This is a genomic window from Pseudomonas sp. O39, from assembly GCF_045447295.1.
Classification (GTDB): Bacteria; Pseudomonadota; Gammaproteobacteria; order Pseudomonadales; family Pseudomonadaceae; genus Aquipseudomonas; species Aquipseudomonas antarctica_A.
Genome location: NZ_JBJGXV010000041.1, coordinates 1 through 17,241, shown reverse-complemented (window position 1 = coordinate 17,241; position 17,241 = coordinate 1). Strand labels below are relative to the sequence as shown.

The 17,241-nt window shown below is 52.2% G+C and carries 8 protein-coding genes and 7 pseudogenes; 9 read left to right on the top strand and 6 right to left on the bottom strand.

The annotated features are described in order from the left end of the window. Positions 1-226: 226 nt before the first annotated feature. On the top strand, positions 227-1,567 hold the full coding sequence (locus ACI77D_RS28880) for an HdeD family acid-resistance protein (protein ID WP_407018043.1): 1,341 nt from the start codon (positions 227-229) through the stop codon (positions 1,565-1,567). A 139-nt stretch (positions 1,568-1,706) separates the two neighbouring features. Beyond that, a pseudogene (locus ACI77D_RS28875) lies at positions 1,707-1,937 on the top strand (transposase); the annotation flags it as partial. Positions 1,938-2,021: 84 nt separating this feature from the next. Here ACI77D_RS28875 and tnpC (ACI77D_RS28870) read toward each other — a convergent pair. Continuing rightward, positions 2,022-2,722 (bottom strand): annotated as a pseudogene (tnpC, locus tag ACI77D_RS28870) (IS66 family transposase); the annotation flags it as partial. A 160-nt stretch (positions 2,723-2,882) separates the two neighbouring features. Between tnpC (ACI77D_RS28870) and ACI77D_RS28865 the strand changes: the two are divergent. Next, entirely contained in the window at positions 2,883-3,698 is an 816-nt protein-coding gene (locus tag ACI77D_RS28865) for an SDR family NAD(P)-dependent oxidoreductase (protein WP_407018042.1), read from the top strand. 111 nt (positions 3,699-3,809) lie between these two features. Here the strand turns inward: ACI77D_RS28865 and ACI77D_RS28860 are convergent, their stop codons facing one another. Beyond that, a complete protein-coding gene (locus tag ACI77D_RS28860) occupies positions 3,810-3,992 on the bottom strand; it encodes a hypothetical protein (RefSeq protein WP_407018041.1) in 183 nt (60 codons plus the stop codon). Positions 3,993-4,322: 330 nt separating this feature from the next. Next, a pseudogene (locus tag ACI77D_RS28855) lies at positions 4,323-4,877 on the bottom strand (IS5 family transposase); the annotation flags it as partial. A 285-nt stretch (positions 4,878-5,162) separates the two neighbouring features. Here ACI77D_RS28855 and ACI77D_RS28850 point away from each other — a divergent pair. Further along, complete coding sequence (locus ACI77D_RS28850) at positions 5,163-6,128, top strand: sensor domain-containing diguanylate cyclase (protein WP_407018040.1); 966 nt, start codon at positions 5,163-5,165, stop codon at positions 6,126-6,128. Between the two features lie 471 nt (positions 6,129-6,599). Here ACI77D_RS28850 and ACI77D_RS28845 read toward each other — a convergent pair. Continuing rightward, positions 6,600-7,010 (bottom strand): annotated as a pseudogene (locus tag ACI77D_RS28845) (transposase); the annotation flags it as partial. A 76-nt stretch (positions 7,011-7,086) separates the two neighbouring features. Here ACI77D_RS28845 and tnpA point away from each other — a divergent pair. The 4 genes and pseudogenes from tnpA (at position 7,087) to ACI77D_RS28825 (ending at position 9,930) form a co-directional block, all read left to right on the top strand. Then, positions 7,087-7,464, top strand: coding sequence for an IS66-like element accessory protein TnpA (tnpA, locus tag ACI77D_RS28840; protein WP_407018039.1), 378 nt, complete (start codon positions 7,087-7,089; stop codon positions 7,462-7,464). Then, positions 7,461-7,805, top strand: a pseudogene (gene tnpB, locus ACI77D_RS28835) (IS66 family insertion sequence element accessory protein TnpB). The gene tnpA and the pseudogene tnpB overlap by 4 nt, the downstream one beginning before the upstream one ends. Before the next feature lie 37 nt (positions 7,806-7,842). Continuing rightward, complete coding sequence (tnpC, locus tag ACI77D_RS28830; RefSeq protein WP_407018038.1) at positions 7,843-9,348, top strand: IS66 family transposase; 1,506 nt, start codon at positions 7,843-7,845, stop codon at positions 9,346-9,348. A 3-nt stretch (positions 9,349-9,351) separates the two neighbouring features. Further along, the gene (locus tag ACI77D_RS28825; protein WP_407018037.1) at positions 9,352-9,930 is read left to right on the top strand and encodes a plasmid pRiA4b ORF-3 family protein; all 579 of its coding nucleotides are present in this window, start codon (positions 9,352-9,354) and stop codon (positions 9,928-9,930) included. 4 nt (positions 9,931-9,934) lie between these two features. Here ACI77D_RS28825 and tnpC (ACI77D_RS28820) read toward each other — a convergent pair. Then, positions 9,935-10,570 (bottom strand): annotated as a pseudogene (gene tnpC, locus ACI77D_RS28820) (IS66 family transposase); the annotation flags it as partial. Between the two features lie 765 nt (positions 10,571-11,335). After that, positions 11,336-14,386 (bottom strand): annotated as a pseudogene (locus ACI77D_RS28815) (beta strand repeat-containing protein). A 1,445-nt stretch (positions 14,387-15,831) separates the two neighbouring features. Here ACI77D_RS28815 and ACI77D_RS28810 point away from each other — a divergent pair. Beyond that, positions 15,832-17,241: GGDEF domain-containing protein (locus ACI77D_RS28810; protein WP_407018036.1), on the top strand; the 1,410-nt coding region annotated here is incomplete at its 3' end.

Genomic DNA, 17,241 nt, shown 5'->3' with positions numbered 1-17,241 from the left:
TCTCGCTTTGCTCAAACCCGCTGCTGATCAGGCCCGTAAGCGCTTTGACGCGGATACCAGTGGGCTCTTGGGTAGTTAAACCCTAAGGCTAAAAACCAGGACGTCGTCCGGGTTTTTTTATTGGAAAGGGAAAGCTTTGACGTTTTATCTAACGCCGAACGGTAACGCGTATAGTAAGCTAATGACTTGATAGGCCGCGTTGGCATCAGTATCAAAAAGAGGTCGTATGGTCAGATTGAGTGTGATTTTGCTTGGTACTGAATTTGTTCGTAACCGTTGGCCTACATTAGCCTTTCTTGGAGTATTATGGGCAGCTATAGGTGCATTGATTTTTATAGATGCGCTTGATGGTGTTACTTATTTCCCACTACATGTATTCGGTTACCTGTTGCTAGCTGAAGCGGTATTCGTTCTGCTATTACCTATATCTCAAACAAATAAAAGATCACTGTTAAGCAAGATTAGAGGGGTGTGTTTTTTACTGCTTGGATTACTTATCGTCGATTCTCACCACGCGGCCAGCATAATTTTGGCAGTGGTTTTTGGCGTGATTTTTCTCTCTGATGGGTTCTTTCGTATTGCCGCTGCAGTTGTTGTGAGGTTTAGAGGTTGGCAGTTTTCACTGCTGGCTGGAATTTTTGAAATAGCTTTTGCGCTTTTCATTTTGGAGCCATATCCGACACTTTATGTAGGTACTGTACCAATTTGTATTGGCATGAATATTTTAATGTCTGGGTGTGTTTTAGTACAGCAGTCATTCCGACTTAAGGATGGCTCAGAAAATATAGCGGAGCTCCCCATAGGCAAATCCGCTCTCCAAACACCTAATGCAAACGTACTAGTAATTCATGTTTGGACGCCCAATGGAGCCGAGAAACAAGAGTTCGGGGGTAATCCATTGCTGAATCGTTATATTGCCGCAGTAGACAAAAATGGTGTCGTTTCGGCGGGACACGCAGCCATTGAGTGTGGGCCTGATATTTATATCAGTCATTACCCGGATGAGGACATCGACCGCAATACCAATGATTTTGTCCGGCTACTGCGGGCGACGCCGAATAACGATGTAGCAGGTCGGTTTTTACCGAGCTATCCAAGTGAAGTGGCGGATTGGTGTCCGTCCACGATCCAGATAAAATTTATGATTTATAATCTAGAACGGCTAAATTCGTTCTGGAACACGTATCGACTGAATCCCACTTATAATCTTACGAGTCGCAATTGTTCAAGCGCTGTTGCACTGTGTCTTGAAGCTGCGTTAGACGGCACTATGAGTCATGGACGCTCAAACATGTATGATTTTTTCCGTGTGATAATTAACCCCGAGTTCTGGTTAGCCGCACAAATACGAAAAAGGGCAAATGCGATGGCTTGGACGCCAGGACTTGTGCTCGATTACGCGCGAGCGTTGAACGCTGCAATTGAATCCCCTCCTCTGACATGGTTTGGATTGTGCGCAAATGCTAAAAGAGCCTGCATCTACATTGAGGATGCGGTGCGCGGCCGCCAACCCCATACTTTAGATCCGTCCACTTCGCGATCTGAAAAGTCATCGGATAATAAGTGATACAGCAGTGATTGATTAATCCTGTGAACGACCCCCATGAAAGACAGGACACCGTTCCCCCCTTACGATAAGGGATAGACAAACGGTTATGGTTATGACTAACAGCAACGATAAGAGTGGGGAGCTTTTGGGCCAGTAGTGGAGCCCAGAGCAAAAATTGGCAATTGTTCGCGAGAGTTTTGAGCCAGGGCAAAGCGTTTCGGTGGTGGCTCGGCGCAACGGCATCAATGCCAACCAGCTATTCTTGTGGCGCAAGTTGTATCAGGACGGGAGCTTGTCGGCGGTCAGTGCTGGCGAAGCGGTGATGTCTGCCTCCGAGCTGAGCGATGCGTTCAAGCAGGTCCCTGAACTGCAACGGATGCTGGGCAAGAATTTGCGTTTATGGAGCCGATTCCAGACCCTTTTTTCTGTAAGCGCTCAATAAACCCCACCGACGTCAAGATGGGTGGCACGCTTAGCTAGGCGATACCGGCGAGCAGTTCCACGGCAACACCGCTTCGTAATATTCAACCGAGGTCGCCAGTGGCAACCGTTCTAATGCGTGGCGCAGCCACTCGTAGGGCTCTTGGTCGTTGGCTTTGGCAGTCTCGACCCGGCTGTAAAGTTGAGCGCTTGCCCTAGCGCATTTGGGCGTATCGCTGAACAACCACTTCTTTCTTCCTATCACGAAGGGCCTGATCGCACGTTCTGCGGCGTTGTTGTCGATCGGCAAGTAGCCTTCCTCGACATACCGTTCGAGTTTGTTCCAGTTACTCGCCAAGTAGCTGATGGCTTTGCCCAGGGCGTTCTGAGACGTAACTTATGGCTGCGTCTTTTCCATCCAGCTTTTTAACTGAGCCAGCACCGGCAGGCTCCGCTCACGACGACCGACTTTACGATCATGCTCGCCCGCATCTTTCAGATCACGCTCGACGCCATAAAACTTATTGATCAGGTTCAGTGCGATATCAGCGCGCCCCGTCTTGCCTTTCGACTGCACTTTTTGCGCCTCAACAAACTTGCGCCTTGCGTCCTCCCAGCAGCCCAAACGTTCGACTCCGGCCTGCGCGCCCAACGCGTTATACACGGCATAATCATCGGTCATCACGTAGCCACGATATAGAGCAGGAGTGTCGGCACCTCCTGCGCGCGGCTGGTGGAGTAGTCAAAAAGGATTCTCACTTTAACAATGATGCCGAAAGATGGCGGTCTATTCAGTTAGTTTCAATATATGCAATTGTGATATCTAAAAGGGCGCCCTATACTCTCGGGATTCATCCGGATCAGCCGGACGAGTACTAAGAGACGATCGCAAGAGGTCAGACATAAAATTTCCATGCCCGACTTGCTGACTGATAAAAATCGGTTGGGTCACTGGGCCCTCAAGGTAAAGCATATGAAATTAAAAAGTAGAGTCGCAATCATTACCGGAGCCAAACGGGGTATTGGTTATGCTATCGCTGCGCGTTTCATTAGGGAAGGTGCGCATGTTGTACTTGCCGATGTGAATGACGCTACCTCAGAAGCTCTATCGCTAAGTAGTAAATTGGGGCGAGCCATTTCTATAAAAACGGATGTGAGTAATGATTCTGACGTCAGGGAACTAATCCGTCAGACAGTAGAAGTTTTTGGCCGCATTGACATTTTGGTCAATAACGCCGGCGTCGAGTTTGCTAAAACCGTAGTAACAACTACAGAAGCTGAGTGGGACCAATTGATGGCCGTTAATCTCAAAGGAGTATTCCTCTGTTCGCGCGCCACAATTCCTGTGATGCAGGAGCAGAAAGGCGGAGTGATCATCAACATTGCGTCCGAATTAGGCCTGGTCGGTGAAGCTGGGGTTGCGGCTTACTGCGCGTCAAAGGGAGGAGTAGTGATGCTCAGCAAGGCGTTGGTTATTGATCATGGTCCGCAAGGAATCCGCGTGAACTGCCTGTGCCCAGGCCCTGTCACTACAAAGTTGCTCGAAGATGTCTTCGCCAGTAGTGATAACCCCATAGCAATGCGTGAAGCTTTTGAAAGTCAGACAGTGCTCAAACGCCTTGGTCGCCCAGAAGAAATTGCAGACGCTGCAATTTTTCTCGCCTCTGACGACTCGTCATTCATGGCTGGTGCTGATCTAGTCGTAGACGGTGGCTGGACAACGCGCTAATCGATTCCGAATAAATCGTAAGCTCCCATCAAACTGGCTGAGCCCTGCCTGCCTGCATTCAGCAGGCCAGCCAGATAGGCTTGGATCTCGGCGAGTTCGCTTTAACCACCCTCATATTGCGCTGAAGCGGCCCGCTTCATCCAACTCAATATAGGATCGGTAACGGCTGATTTCGAGAATTCTTTGTAAGCTATTTTTCACCTCAGTCTCAAACTGCTCCGTCGTGAGTCCAAGCAACCAGACAACTTCTTCGTCAACTAGTAGAAGGGCTTCTGCGTCTGACGCTAAAGTCATATTCCCTACTCCATCCTCTGTTCATCCTTAACTAATAGCCCAATTCAACCAATCATGCCACCCTGCAAGTAGGGAGGAGGAGGGTAGTGGGGTTTGCTGGGCTGCTAATTTCATAGGGTCACCTGTTTGGTTGGTGGGCCTATTGTTTGGCCTTACCCGGTGTGGCAGAACCCCTGCTGCGGACATTCTCCAACGCCATATCCATCAGTTTGGAGAGTGTCATCCCTTTTGAAACCAGGTGTTCAAGGTCTGCTGTTCCGATTCCCTGAGTCAGGTTCCAAAGTGCGGCAACGCGCCTTGCGATAATCTCTTTGGTCTCATCGAGTTGCTGGATTCGACATCGACACCGATGTGCGATTTCATCCCGAAGAAATATTGATTTCCTTTCTTCGTCTGGTGCATCTCAGGGTCACGTTTTCCGTCATTGTTCTTGGTCGAACTCGGCGCACGAATGATCGTGGCATCGACCACGGTGCCTTGGCGCAGGAGCAAGCCACGGTCGCCCAAATAGCCACTGATCACCTGCAAAATCCTACCAGCCAGCTCATGTTTTTCCAGCAGTCGGCGGAAATTGAGGATTGTGGTTTCGTCCGGTATCCGATCAAGATGCAGTCCTGCAAACTGTCGCAGGATCGTAGTTTCGTAGTGCGATTCTTCCATGGCTGGATCGCTATAACCGAAACAGTTTTGCATCAGATGAACCCGCAACATCGCCATCAACGGATAGGCCGGACGACCACCTTCGCCCTATAGGTAGTGCGGCTCAATCAGCTTGATCAAACCGTTCCAGGGTACGACCTGATCCATCTTGATTAGGAAGGGTTCACGGCGGGTTTGTTTGCGTTCGCCAGCGTATTCGGCATCAGCGAAGGACATCTGCTTCATAGGGGCTCGACCGCTCAGTGCTTGGGACTGGCGTATTTCAACAGGTTTGGAAGTCTTTTTCAGAGTTTCCCTAGCTGTAATCGTGTCTCTCGTTTTCTTCCTTCGCTACGTCAGTTGCCGCGGTGGAAGCGCCAGGAACAGGAAGCGTTCAGGACAGATTTCTACCATCAGACGCGGAACCAATTCATAGTCGGGCCAATCGGCCCGAAAGATCCACCTCGCCGTTGATGCCACTTCTGCCAAACAAGTCTATGCTGAGAGATAGTGCTGCCAATGGAGTGTGTGATGTTAGTACCCGGTGAACCAGTTAATGAGGATGATCGAATAAAGGTGTTGCAGGACCTCCATGTCCTGGACACTCCCCCTGAAGAGCGTTTTGATCGCCTGACTCGCTTGGCTAAGCGCCTGTTTGATGTTCCGATTGCACTCGTGTCTCTGGTGGACAAGGATCGTCAGTGGTTCAAGTCTTGCGTTGGACTCAGCGTGACTGAAACGTCGCGTGAAGTTTCGTTCTGTGGACATGCAATTTTGAAGAATGAAATGCTTCTGGTGACAGACGCTCGCAAGGATGAACGCTTTTTAGATAATCCATTGGTAACGGGGAAACCGTATATCCGTTTCTATGCCGGTTACCCTTTGACTGTTCCCGATGGCCACAAGATGGGCACATTGTGCTTAATCGATTTCAAACCTCGCCATTTCGATGCTGAAGATTACGCGCTACTGCGCGACCTGGCTGGCATGGCCGAACAAGAACTTATTGCCGTTCAGATGGCAAGCATCGATGAGCTGACATGGCTATCTAACCGACGTGGTTTCATGACCCTTGCCCAACATGCATTAGGCGCGTGTCAGCGACACGAAAGGTCGGCTACCCTGCTGTTTTTTGACCTGAATGATTTCAAGCAAATAAATGACGTGTATGGGCATACTGAAGGAGACAACGCCCTCAAGGTCTTTGCCGATGTGCTCCGAATCGCCTTTCGAGAATGCGATGTGGTTGGACGTCTGGGAGGTGATGAATTTGTTGCATTACTCACAGGCTCCAGTCGAGTCGAAACCTCGGCGATCATAGCGCGGTTCGAGGAGTTGTTGGAGGAGAGCAATGCTACCTTGCACCGTGGTTATGCCATCCGCTTCAGCGTCGGTCTGATCGAATATCATCGCAAGCTTCACACAAACGTGGAAGACCTGTTAACGCACGCTGATCGCGCCATGTATGAGCATAAAAAATCTATCAGGCGCCCATAACTTACATCATCATGGGTCGTGCGAACAGGTCCCGGTAGGGACGGCAGTTACCTGCCGCCCCCGCTCAGATCCGTACGTGCGGAACTACCGCATACGGCTCCTGCCTTGGGTAGGTGACGCAAAGCGATCCTCAGGATAAGGGTGTGCATTTTCTGGGTCTTGGTACATAGAGGTCGGCAAGGCGTCCGTAGCGTGACCATTGAAACCGATGACGCTGGCTGCGACGCTTGAGGGCTTGCCGCCATAGACGACATACCGCCAACCTAAAACCGCCAAGACGCATCAGGTTTCCCGGCACCGCGTGGTAATTGAAGTACCCACTGACAACCCGGTTAAGCCACTGACCCACGACACGAACAGGCTCATGACGTCGGCGTTTCAGCTCATCCCTAATAGCCAGTAGCGTTGCACGCATTCGCTTCTTGACCGCCAGTCGCAGTATTTGAAACCCACCGCGTAAGCGAACGGGGATTACAGGTTGCGCATCGGCATCCAGTTATGCGGCAACAACTCGGAGATCTCACTCGCTCGTTGAGTCGGTAGCCGGGTTAGGACGTCTTTCAGATAAGCATACGGATCATGTCCATTGAGCTTGGCCGACTGGATCAGACTCATCAGCGCCGCCGCGCGTTTGCCGCTGCGTAACGAACCAGCAAACAATCAGTTCTTGCGTCCAAGAGCCCATGGCCGGATTTGCTGCTCAATGTGGTTGTTATCAATAGGCACCGCGCCGTCATCCAGATAACGTGAAAAAGCCGTCCAGCGTTTCAAGCCGTAATCCAGAGCTTTGGCGATGGCCACGCCATCGTGCACCAGTTCGCGCTGGGCGATCATCCAGGCGTGCAGTATGTTAATCACGGGCACGGCTTTTTTTTGCGTAACCGTCCGGCCTGCACCCTCTCCTGAAAACCCTCAAAACTGGTCAAGATAGTGGACACCATTTTTAGTGGACACTATCTTGGATACCGTTGCCTCAGGCCGTCGAGCCGGTCGCCGACCCAACTTCCCGCCGGCGTTCAAATGCCAAGTCGTCGAGGCCACCCTCCAGCCTGGCGCCTCGGTGTCATTTATCGCTCGTGAGCATGACGGCAATGCCAACCTGGTCTTTCGCTGGCGGCATCAATATCAGGAAGGAGCATTCGGCCCGGTTAACCAGAGTGCAACGTTTTTGCCTGTCCAGGTAATCGAGGCGTCGACGGACGCATCGCACACCGTCCCGTCACAACCCGTATCTCATTCCGAGATCCTAATTGAGCTTGGCAAAGCCAAGCTGCGTATCACAGGCGCACCCGATCCGCAGACGCTGCAATTCGTCTTGCAGCAGTTATTGCGATGATTGCCCCGCCCGATGGAACCCGTATCTGGATCGCCGCCGGCTTCACAGACATGCGCCGTGGCTTCGATGGATTGGCGGCCTTGGTGCAAGCTCAACTTGAAGCCAACCCGTTCTCCGGTCAGATCTTCGCCTTTCGCGGACGGCGCGGTGACCGGATCAAGCTGTTGTAGTGGGATGGCGACGGCTTGTGCCTGTTTTGCAAACGGCTGGAGCAAGGACGCTTTGTCTGGCCGCAAGCAACCAGCGGCAGCGTGTCGCTGACGGCTACACAGTTGTCGATGCTGCTGGAAGGCATTGATTGGCGCAGGCCAATTCGTACTGCACCCGTCCTCGCAGTCTGACTTGCCACGCTGAAAAAACTCCAAGTAACATTCGGTCATGACTCTCTCGACCGACTCCCTGCCTAACGATCTCCAAGCCTTGAAGGTTCTGGTCGCTACCCAGCGCGTAGAGATCGAGCGCTTGACGATGATGATCGGCAAGCTGCGGCGCACGCAGTTCGGTCGCAGCTCCGAGCAACTGGACGCGATGATCGATCAGCTTCAGTTGAGCCTTGAAGAGCTGCAAGTCAACCAAGCCGAAATGACACCTCCCGTCGAGCCAGCACCTCGCTCAGTTTCGCGCCGTAAACCGTTGCCCGAACACCTGCCTCGCGAAATACACGTGCATCAGTCCGAGTCGCAATGTTCTGGCTGCGGTGGGGCGCTTCGCCACTTGGGTGAGGATGTGTCCGAAGTGCTGGAGTACGTTCCGGCACGTTTCAAAGTCATTCACCATGTCCGTCCTAAGTGGGTTTGCCGCTGCTGCGAGCACATCGCTCAGGTGCCGGCACCGAGTCGCCCAATAGCCCGAGGCCTTGCCGGCCCTGGTCTACTGGCCCATGTGCTGGTCTCCAAGTTTGTCGATCATTTGCCGTTGTATCGACAATCCGAGATCTATGCTCGTGAGGGCGTGGATCTGGAGCGCTCAACACTGGCCGACTGGGTCGGCCAGAGCAATCAGTTGCTGCGACCACTGATCAACGCCCTTGAGCACCACGTCATGAGCGGCCACAAAGTCCATGCCGATGACACACCGATTGGCGTGCTCGCGCCGGGCAACGGCAAAACCAAAACGGCTCGCCTGTGGACGTACGTGCGTGACGACCGACCTGCCGGTGATACGACACCGGCGGCGGTCTGGTTTGCCTACTCACCTGATAGCAAGGGGCAGCATCCCCGCGCGCATCTCAGGATTTTCAGAGGAATCTTGCAGGCTGACGGCTATGCCAGTTTTGCTCAGCTGTATGCCACGGGTACGATTGAGGAAGCCGCGTGCTGGGCCCACACCCGCCGCAAATTTTACGATGTCTACAAAGACCAGGCTTCACCACTTGCTGGCGAGGTGCTGCAACGGATTGCGGCACTGTATGTCATCGAGAGCGAGATTCGAGGGCAACCGCCCAACCTACGAAAAACGGTTCGGCAAAGCCGGGCCAGTCCGTTGCTGAAACAGCTGCAAGCATGGCTTAACCAGACGCTGACTCAAGTATCGGAAAAATCAGCATTGGGCGGTGCGATCTTCTATGCCCTCAATCGGTGGCAGGCCCTGACGCGCTACTGCGACGATGGCGTGATCGAAATCGACAACAATGCCGCTGAACGCGCATTGCGCGCCGTCGCATTGGGGCGCAAAAATTACCTATTTGTCGGTTCCGATGCTGACGGAGGGCGAGCAGCGGCCATTTACAGCCTGGTGGGTACTGCTAAATTAAACGGATTAAATCCGCAGGCCTATCTGACCTACGTGCTTGAGCGCATCGACGAACATCCCGTTAACCGGGTGAGCGAACTGCTGCCCTGGAATATTCCTCTCAACCACACTGACTACTACAAGGCCGCCTGACCCATGGTTAAAACTGTCAGCCTACCCAAGCCTGCACCTGATCTCTTGCTGCTGCACATCGAGCTGAAGTGGATCACCCCGATAATCTGGCGTCGCTTCGTAGTCCCTGAAAACATTACCTTGGGCAAGCTGCATCGCGTGATTCAGGCTGTGATGGGCTGGAGCGACAGTCATCTGCATGAGTTTGAAATAGCGGGTGAAAAATACGGGATGCCCGATCCTGAGGGTTGGGGGCCGCCGGTGAATCCAGAAGCTCGCAAGACACTGGTCAAAGCGCTACTTGGTAAACAGACGTTTGACTACCTCTACGACTTTGGTGACAGCTGGGATCACCGAATCAAAATCGAGAAAACGTTACCAGCAGTCACAGCACCTCAGTTGCCGTATTGCATTGACGGCGCGAATGCTTGCCCACCGGAGGATGTTGGTGGAGCGCCGGGTTACCAGGATTTTCTCGAAGCCATGGCAGACCCCAAGCATCCAGAACACGACGACATGGTGGGCTGGTATGGCGAAGTATTTGAGCCAGCGGCATTTGACTGCGAGCGGGTGAATCAGTGGTTTAAGAGGATCAAGGTTTGAGTTGCAAGGCGGTGTAGCTCGGACACTTACTTTTTTGCCGTATTCGTCGCCGTAAATCGGGTTCCAAGTCGCGGATCTCACTTTCTATTTCGTATAGCAACTGGATATAGCGCAGGGCTTGCTCTGCCAGCTGGCTTGTGTTCCTGGCGTGCAGATCGAAGAACTTACGCCGCGCATGGGCCATGCAGCCAATTTCGGTGACGCCCAGTGCAAAGATGGCATTGTAACCACCAAAATCGTCGCACACCCGTTTGCCTTTCCAGTCTTGCAGGAAGTTGCGGGCATGTTCGCCCGAGGGGCTTGGGCTGAAGTCGTACACCACTGCGCGGATATCGGCAGACGCGTTGGTTGCATAGGCCCAGACGTAGGACCGATGGGTTTTCTTCGCACCAGGTATGAGCACCTGTACCGGCGTTTCATCGGCGTGCACCACGTTGTGGGCAAGTATCACTTCGCGAAGCGCATCAACCAGTGGTTGCAGTTGCACACCGCACAGGCCAACCCACTGCGCCAGCGTCGAGCGTTGGATGGCGAGGTCGGCCCGGCCAAACATCTTTTCCTGACGGTACAGCGGTAAGTGATCACCGTATTTGGCTATCATCGTTGGGCTGTGTATCGCCGGTGAATCGGCTTGTTTCAGGGATTAACATTTTTTCAATTCTCCATGAGTGAAAACAAGCGTCCAGCTTGTAAATGTGTAGCGGCGTTGCTGAGCTATCAACGTTCTAAATTGTCCTTGTTTTGTAGACGCTCTGATTAAGCTCGAAGTAACCATAAACGCGCATATGCATATTTGCAGGAAAAAAAGCACAAGCGCATAAAGGATATTGGAAACTGCGACTTATCCCGATCGATGAAAACTCTGGATGATCCGATTTACTTCTGCGCGACAGCGGCACCTCGAAATTTCCCTGAAATGGGTCCGTATATGCAGAAAATATGATCGACGTTCAGATTATTGAGCACTTTTGCGCTTGGTCGTCTTTCTTAAACTTGCAACTCGACCACGACCATCAGCTGTTTGCGGGCCATTCGTAGATTTAACAGGGCTTACAATAATGGTCATCAACCTGGCGCGAAAGCGCACTTTCACGGAGCCTAACTTGCGGTTGATCGCCCTAATAAGAAGCTCGATCTTGCACTTGGGTTTGGAGAAGCTGACTAAAATCTATAATGAGAACTTAATGTGGTCGACGTGCGCGATTTTAGTGTCTTGATGGGCTCGGAATTTTTCCATATGTCACTAATATAAAATAAAGCGTCCAATAATCTGGAGCGCTTTATTTTGGGTTTTGTAAATGCTTTACATACGGCTGATTTTGTAAATCTGCCACCTGAAAAGCGACTAAGAAAACTAGGCTGCATAGTACTTGGTACTAATCGCCGTCCTGACTCACAGAAAACTTTATGGCTGAATTGGAGGCTTGTCCGCCTCAACATCATCGTTGTTATCATCTGCCTTAATTAGGACGTTGCTGTCCTCGTCAATTTGATACGGAACATCCGCCTCTACGCCACCCGTACCTGTTTTGACGACCACATTTGTGTAGCGCTTGCCGTCCCAGCATCGAAAAACAAGAGTCGAATTTTCCCCTCCTGAGAGCGTTGAACCGAGGCTCCCCATCAGCCTGCTGTCAGCACCTGCAGTTAATACGCAGTTCTTACCAGCTGTCAGTTTACTGCGATCACCGGCCATCAGAACACTATCGTCACCGGCGGTAAGTTTGCTCCTGTCGCCAGCAGTTAAATAACTGTTTCTGCCTGCCAAGAGTTTGCTGCGATCACCCGCTGTTTGGTTACTGTCTGCACCGGCAGTAAGTTTGCTACGATCCCCCGCCATCTGAATGCTATTAGCACCGGCTATCAACGTGCTACGAGAACCCGCTGTTTGCGAACTACCTTTCCCAGCGATCAACATACTTTTATGCCCTGCAATCTGAGTGCTTTCATGGCCTGCAATCAGCGTACTTTTATGACTTGCAATCTGGTTGCTGCCGTATCCGGCAGTCAGGCTACTACGCATGCCTGAGGTAAGGCTGCTGCCGTACCCCGCTGTAAGTACACTGTGAAGTCCGCTGATTAGGGTGCTGCCGTAGCCAGCTGTCAGAAAACTGCGCATGCCGCTAGTCAGACTGCTCCCATAACCAGCAATCAGCGAGCTGTCCTGCCCAGCAGTTCCGGTGCTGCCATAACCAGCGGTGAGCGTGCTATCGCGATCGGCCATCTGGGTACTGCCATAACCTGCAGTCAACGTACTCCCATAACCGGCGGTTTGTGAACTGCCGTAGCCGGCCATCAACGAGCTGCCAAATCCTGCTGTTTCCGTACTGCCGTAGCCTGCGGTCAGCGTACTGCTATCCAACGCAGTTAGCGTGCTGCCATAACCCGCGGTCAGGATACTCTCGAAACCTGCGGTCTGGGTGCTGCCATAACCTGCGATCAGGGTGCTTTCGTAACCAGCAGTCAAAGTGCTGCCATAACCCGTCGTGAGGCTGCTTTTGTAACCCGCGGTTTGTGTACTTCCGTAACCGGCAATCAGCGTACTGTTGTAGCCCGCCGTTGAAGTGCTTCCATAACCGGTAGTCAGCGAGCTCTCTTCTTGGGCCGTCTGGGTACTACCGTAGCCTGCGGTCAAAATACTTTTGTATCCCGCGGTTTGAGTACTTCCATATCCGGCAATCAGTCTGCTTTCGTAGCCAGCAGTTGATGTACTACCGTAGCCGGCAGTTAACCAACTTTGATCCTGAGCCGTCTGGCAACTGCCGTAACCTGCTGTCAGCGTAGACTCGTAGCCTGCAGTCTGGGTGCTGCCGTAGCCCGCAATCAATGAACTTTGTTAACCCGCAGTTGAAGTGCTGCCGTAGCCCGCAGTCAGAGTGCTCTTATATCCCGCTGTTTGAGTACTGCCGTAGCCTGCGATTAACGTACTTTTAAATCCTGCAGTTGAAGTACTGCCATATCCCGCAGTAAGTGAGCTGTCCTCTTGAGCTGTTTGCGTACTGCCGTAGCCCGCAGTCAGGGTGCTCTCATATCCTGCGGTTTGAGTACTACCGTAGCCTGCGATTAACGAACTATTAAATCCGGCAGTTGAAGTACTACCATATCCCGCAGTAAGTGAACTGTCCTCCTGAGCTGTTTGCGTACTGCCGTAGCCCGCAGTGAGGGTGCTCTCATATCCCGCGGTTTGAGTACTGCCGTAGCCTGCGATCAGCGAACTGTCTGGGCCCGCGGTGCTCGTACTGCCATAACCAGCGGTGAGTGAACTGCCTTCTTGTGCCGTCTGCGTGCTGCCATAGCCGGCAGTCAGAATGCTTCCGTAACCGGCGGTCTGGGTACTTCCGTAACCGGCGATCAATGAGCTGTCATAACCACTGGTTTCAGTACTTCCGTAACCAGCAATAAGATCACTGCTTTCCTGAGCGGTCTGAGTGCTGCCATATCCCGAAGTCAGAATGCTTTTGTAACCCGCAGTCTGGGTGCTGCCATAACCTGCAATCAACGCACTTGCGTGACCGGCGGTCTGCGAGCTGCCGTAACCGGCAGTCACCATACTGTAAGGTCCGGTGGTGGCCGTGCTGCCGTAGCCAGCGGTGAGATCACTGCCTTCCTGAGCCGTCTGAGTACTGCCGTAACCCGCAGTCAGGGAGCTTTCTTCCCCCGCAGTTTGGGTGCTGCCATAGCCCGCGATCAATGAACTGTCGGAGCCTGCGGTGCCTGTGCTGCCATAACCGGCGGTGAGATCACTGTCTTTGCGGGCTGTTTGCGTACTGCCATAACCGGCAGTCAGAGAGCTTTCTCCGCCGGCAGTTTGAGTGCTCCCGTAGCCGGCAATCAGCGAACTATCGGACCCGGCAGTGCTCGTACTGCCATAACCGGCGGTGAGATCACTGCCTTCCTGAGCTGTTTGGGTGCTGCCGTAACCGGCGGTCAAGGAGCTTTCGCCACCGGCCGTTTGCGTGCTGCCATACCCGGCAATGAGCGAACTGTCGGAGCCGGCAGTGCCGGTGCTGCCGTAGCCGGCGGTGAGATCACTGCCCACCTGAGCTGTCTGGGTACTGCCGTAACCGGCGGTCAAGGAGCTTTCGCCCCCTGCCGTTTGCGTGCTGCCATACCCGGCAATGAGCGAACTATCGGAGCCTGCGGTGCCGGTGCTGCCGTAGCCGGCAGTGAGATCACTGCCCACCTGAGCCGTCTGGGTACTGCCGTAACCAGCGGTCAAGGAGCTTTCGCCTCCGGCTGTTTGCGTGCTGCCATACCCAGCAATGAGCGAACTGTCGGAACCTGCGGTGCCGGTGCTGCCGTAGCCGGCGGTGAGATCACTGCCTACCTTGGCAGTTTGTGTACTGCCGTACCCCGCCATCAGGGAGCTTTCATCGCCGGCGGTTTGTGTACTGCCGTAGCCGGCAATGATCGAACTATCAGAACCCGACGTTCCGGTACTGCCATAGCCTGCAATAAGTGTGCTGCTATCTCCGGCAGTTTCAGTGCTGCCGTAGCCGGCAATGAGTTGGCTCTGATTAGCGCCAGTGAGCGTACTGCCATACACGGCCGTTTCCAACTTTGTATATTACGTATAGTTGTACGGCGGCTGAGGACATTGGAAGTGTTGTTAGCACTCACCGGCAAGGCAGAAAGGAAATCCCTTGTCTCAGGCGATACATCAGCAGCAACAAATTCCTCAACCAAGTTTTTCGTTGATGCCTCATACTTAGCAGCATTATCGGAAATGTAGTCCAGTGCACTACTTCGCGTGCCCACGTGGACTACGTCCGCGCGAGAAAATTTCACACCTTCATCATCTTCTAAAAAAATCAAATCGCCAACTGCTACTTCACACACAACCCATTTCGCGTCTGCCTGCATACTCAACTGAGCACTTGCGTCTTGCCCCCAAAGTGCGCCTGTCAACCCATTTTCGAGTTTTATTGTGGGCTCCCAAAATTTGCATTCGACCAATCCTGATGTAGGCCATATAAGGCCGCAGTAATCGGTCATATTATTAGCGCATGTCCGCAGAACCAGAACTTTATTGGTTTTCATTTAGTACAACCTTCATATTTTGTTTCTCTGAAATCCTTTGGGGGCAAACGTCCATGATATATCCTTGTCTACAATGTCTATTCTAACTGTAGTCTTGTATGGCTTTGGCTTATTAGAAACTTCAAGCCTAGTCGAGCTATGACTGCGCTGCCGAGGTTAGAAATCGGTAACGACCGGAGGGCACGTTTTCCGATGTGCGGTCGATAAGGGCGCTTGTTTGTAACCGTATGGAATCACAGTGATCGATCTTGGCTTTTTACACTGTAGCTTAGGTCCGCTTTTAGCCCAGAGTGTGTGAAAACACCTGTGTAGGTGCCTAAGGCCAGCGGCCCTGGGCGAGGCGAATTCTCGAACATTTGCCAAACTCAGCGCCGATAGCGCGTCAGAGCGTTTATGAAGCGTATTCGCAACTTTTGGATCAGTAAAGCTGGGGTTTAGGTCGCCATCGCCTTCAGCAAGCCTTCTGTATCGATAATCTTCATAACGAGATTCAAATTATGGGCGATCACATTCACTCATTTTCGCAATCGCCGAGTTCACTTTTCGAGTTAGGAAGTGCGTTGCCCCTTTTCCATTTTAAGAAGCCAAGGTCGACTCACTATGATCACATTCGGTTGCAAACAAACACCCTCGTCGACCGTACATCGGAAAATGTCTCCTCAGGTAGTTACCGATTTTTAATCTCGGCAGCGCAGCCGTAGCTCTACTATGCTGTAAGTTTTCAATGAGCCAAAGCCATGGAAGACCACCGTCCGATTTGTTTCGCGCTCTTTAATCCAAATTTAAAGTATCTCTTGCGCGGCTTCGATGCCCATACCGTTCCTTTTTTTCCGAAAAATAAATGCGAAATTGGAGGGAACCATGAGTAATATTATCGCTAGCGGCGAGCCATCTGAAGCAGTCCGTCTCATCGTCAAGGTTTATGCCAGTTTGCTGCTCGCAGGATTTGCGCTTATTCCAGCCTATCTGATTGGCTATTTATTCTACTTTCAAGACCCCACACTTATATTCGAGAACCACGTGTTCCATATAATTGTGATCTCGGCAGCCACCTTAGAAGGTTTATTTGTTACTTACGTAACGTGGCTCTGCTATCAGTCATCGGGAGAACCGCTGCTGCGATGGATGACGCTTGGCTTTGTTGGTTTTGTACTGATCTACGCGTTGCATGGTGCGTTCACTGGGCTAGCACACCACAATATGTGGCTTTTCCTGCTTTATGGACCGGCCTCTCGACTAGTCTTGGCTATTCTTCTGTCAGTCGGAATACTGTCGTACTACCGCCCATCTGATGCTGCGGACCAACGAATGACCCCATGCATGTGGTTGACCTGGGTAGGACTATTTCTTCTGGTTGACCTAGCAGTGGCATACATCGCGAATTCGCCAATCGCCGGCCATCTGGCGGTGCGCCTGTCGCTGGAAGGTGGCGCTCTTGTATTTTCCACACTCAACGTGATCATGCTCCTGCTGCACCGTACCCGTTCGCAATTGATGGTGATTTTTGTCATATCGGTCACGGCGTTCGCGTTGTCATCCTTAGCATTCATCCTTGCACGTCCTTGGAACCACATGTGGTGGCTCGCTCATGCGATCTTCGCCGCTGGATTCTTTCTATTGAGTTATGGAGTAGTGCAAGCGTTTCTAACCACGCGTTCTTTCTCGACAATTTACAGCCAAGAGGAGCTGATGGTGCGTCTTGCCGAGGCAATGGTGTACACCGAGAATGCTCTGATGGAGCTTCAGCGCACCAATCAAGAACTTGGCCACCTCGCGGCGACCGATCCACTGACTGGAGCTGATAATCGGCGCCGGTTCACGGAACGGGTCGAAGCTGAAATTGAACGAACCAAACGTGGTGGTGCACCATTCTCCGTATTGGCACTTGACCTGGACAATTTCAAATCAATCAATGATCGCTTCGGGCATCAGGTTGGTGATGACATCCTGAGGGAGTTTGTGCAGAAATGCCTCGACTCGATCCGGCCATATGACGGAGTAGCCAGAGTGGGCGGGGAGGAATTCATGATATTGCTACCTCAGACCTCACTAGAGGGCGCGCATATAATCGCTGAGCGCCTCCGAATCGCCGTTGAAAATAACGTTTTTAATAACAGCTTTCATCGGTTAATCGACGTGACAGTGAGCATCGGTATATCGCAATCTGGCCCAGACGGCGACACCATCGAGGTGATTCTGGATATAGCCGATCAACGTTTGTATCACGCCAAACATCAAGGCCGTAACTGCGTGGTCACTACACTCCGAACC

Excerpts from the sequence above, each read along its gene's own strand:
- ACI77D_RS28880 (WP_407018043.1), top strand. The coding sequence starts at position 227 with ATGGTCAGATTGAGTGTGATTTTGCTTGGTACTGAATTTGTTCGTAAC.
- tnpC (WP_407018038.1), top strand. The coding sequence starts at position 7,843 with ATGACTCTCTCGACCGACTCCCTGCCTAACGATCTCCAAGCCTTGAAG.
- ACI77D_RS28860 (WP_407018041.1), bottom strand. The coding sequence starts at position 3,992 with ATGACTTTAGCGTCAGACGCAGAAGCCCTTCTACTAGTTGACGAAGAA.
- ACI77D_RS28865 (WP_407018042.1), top strand. The coding sequence starts at position 2,883 with ATGCCCGACTTGCTGACTGATAAAAATCGGTTGGGTCACTGGGCCCTC.
- ACI77D_RS28825 (WP_407018037.1), top strand. The coding sequence starts at position 9,352 with ATGGTTAAAACTGTCAGCCTACCCAAGCCTGCACCTGATCTCTTGCTG.
- ACI77D_RS28850 (WP_407018040.1), top strand. The coding sequence starts at position 5,163 with ATGTTAGTACCCGGTGAACCAGTTAATGAGGATGATCGAATAAAGGTG.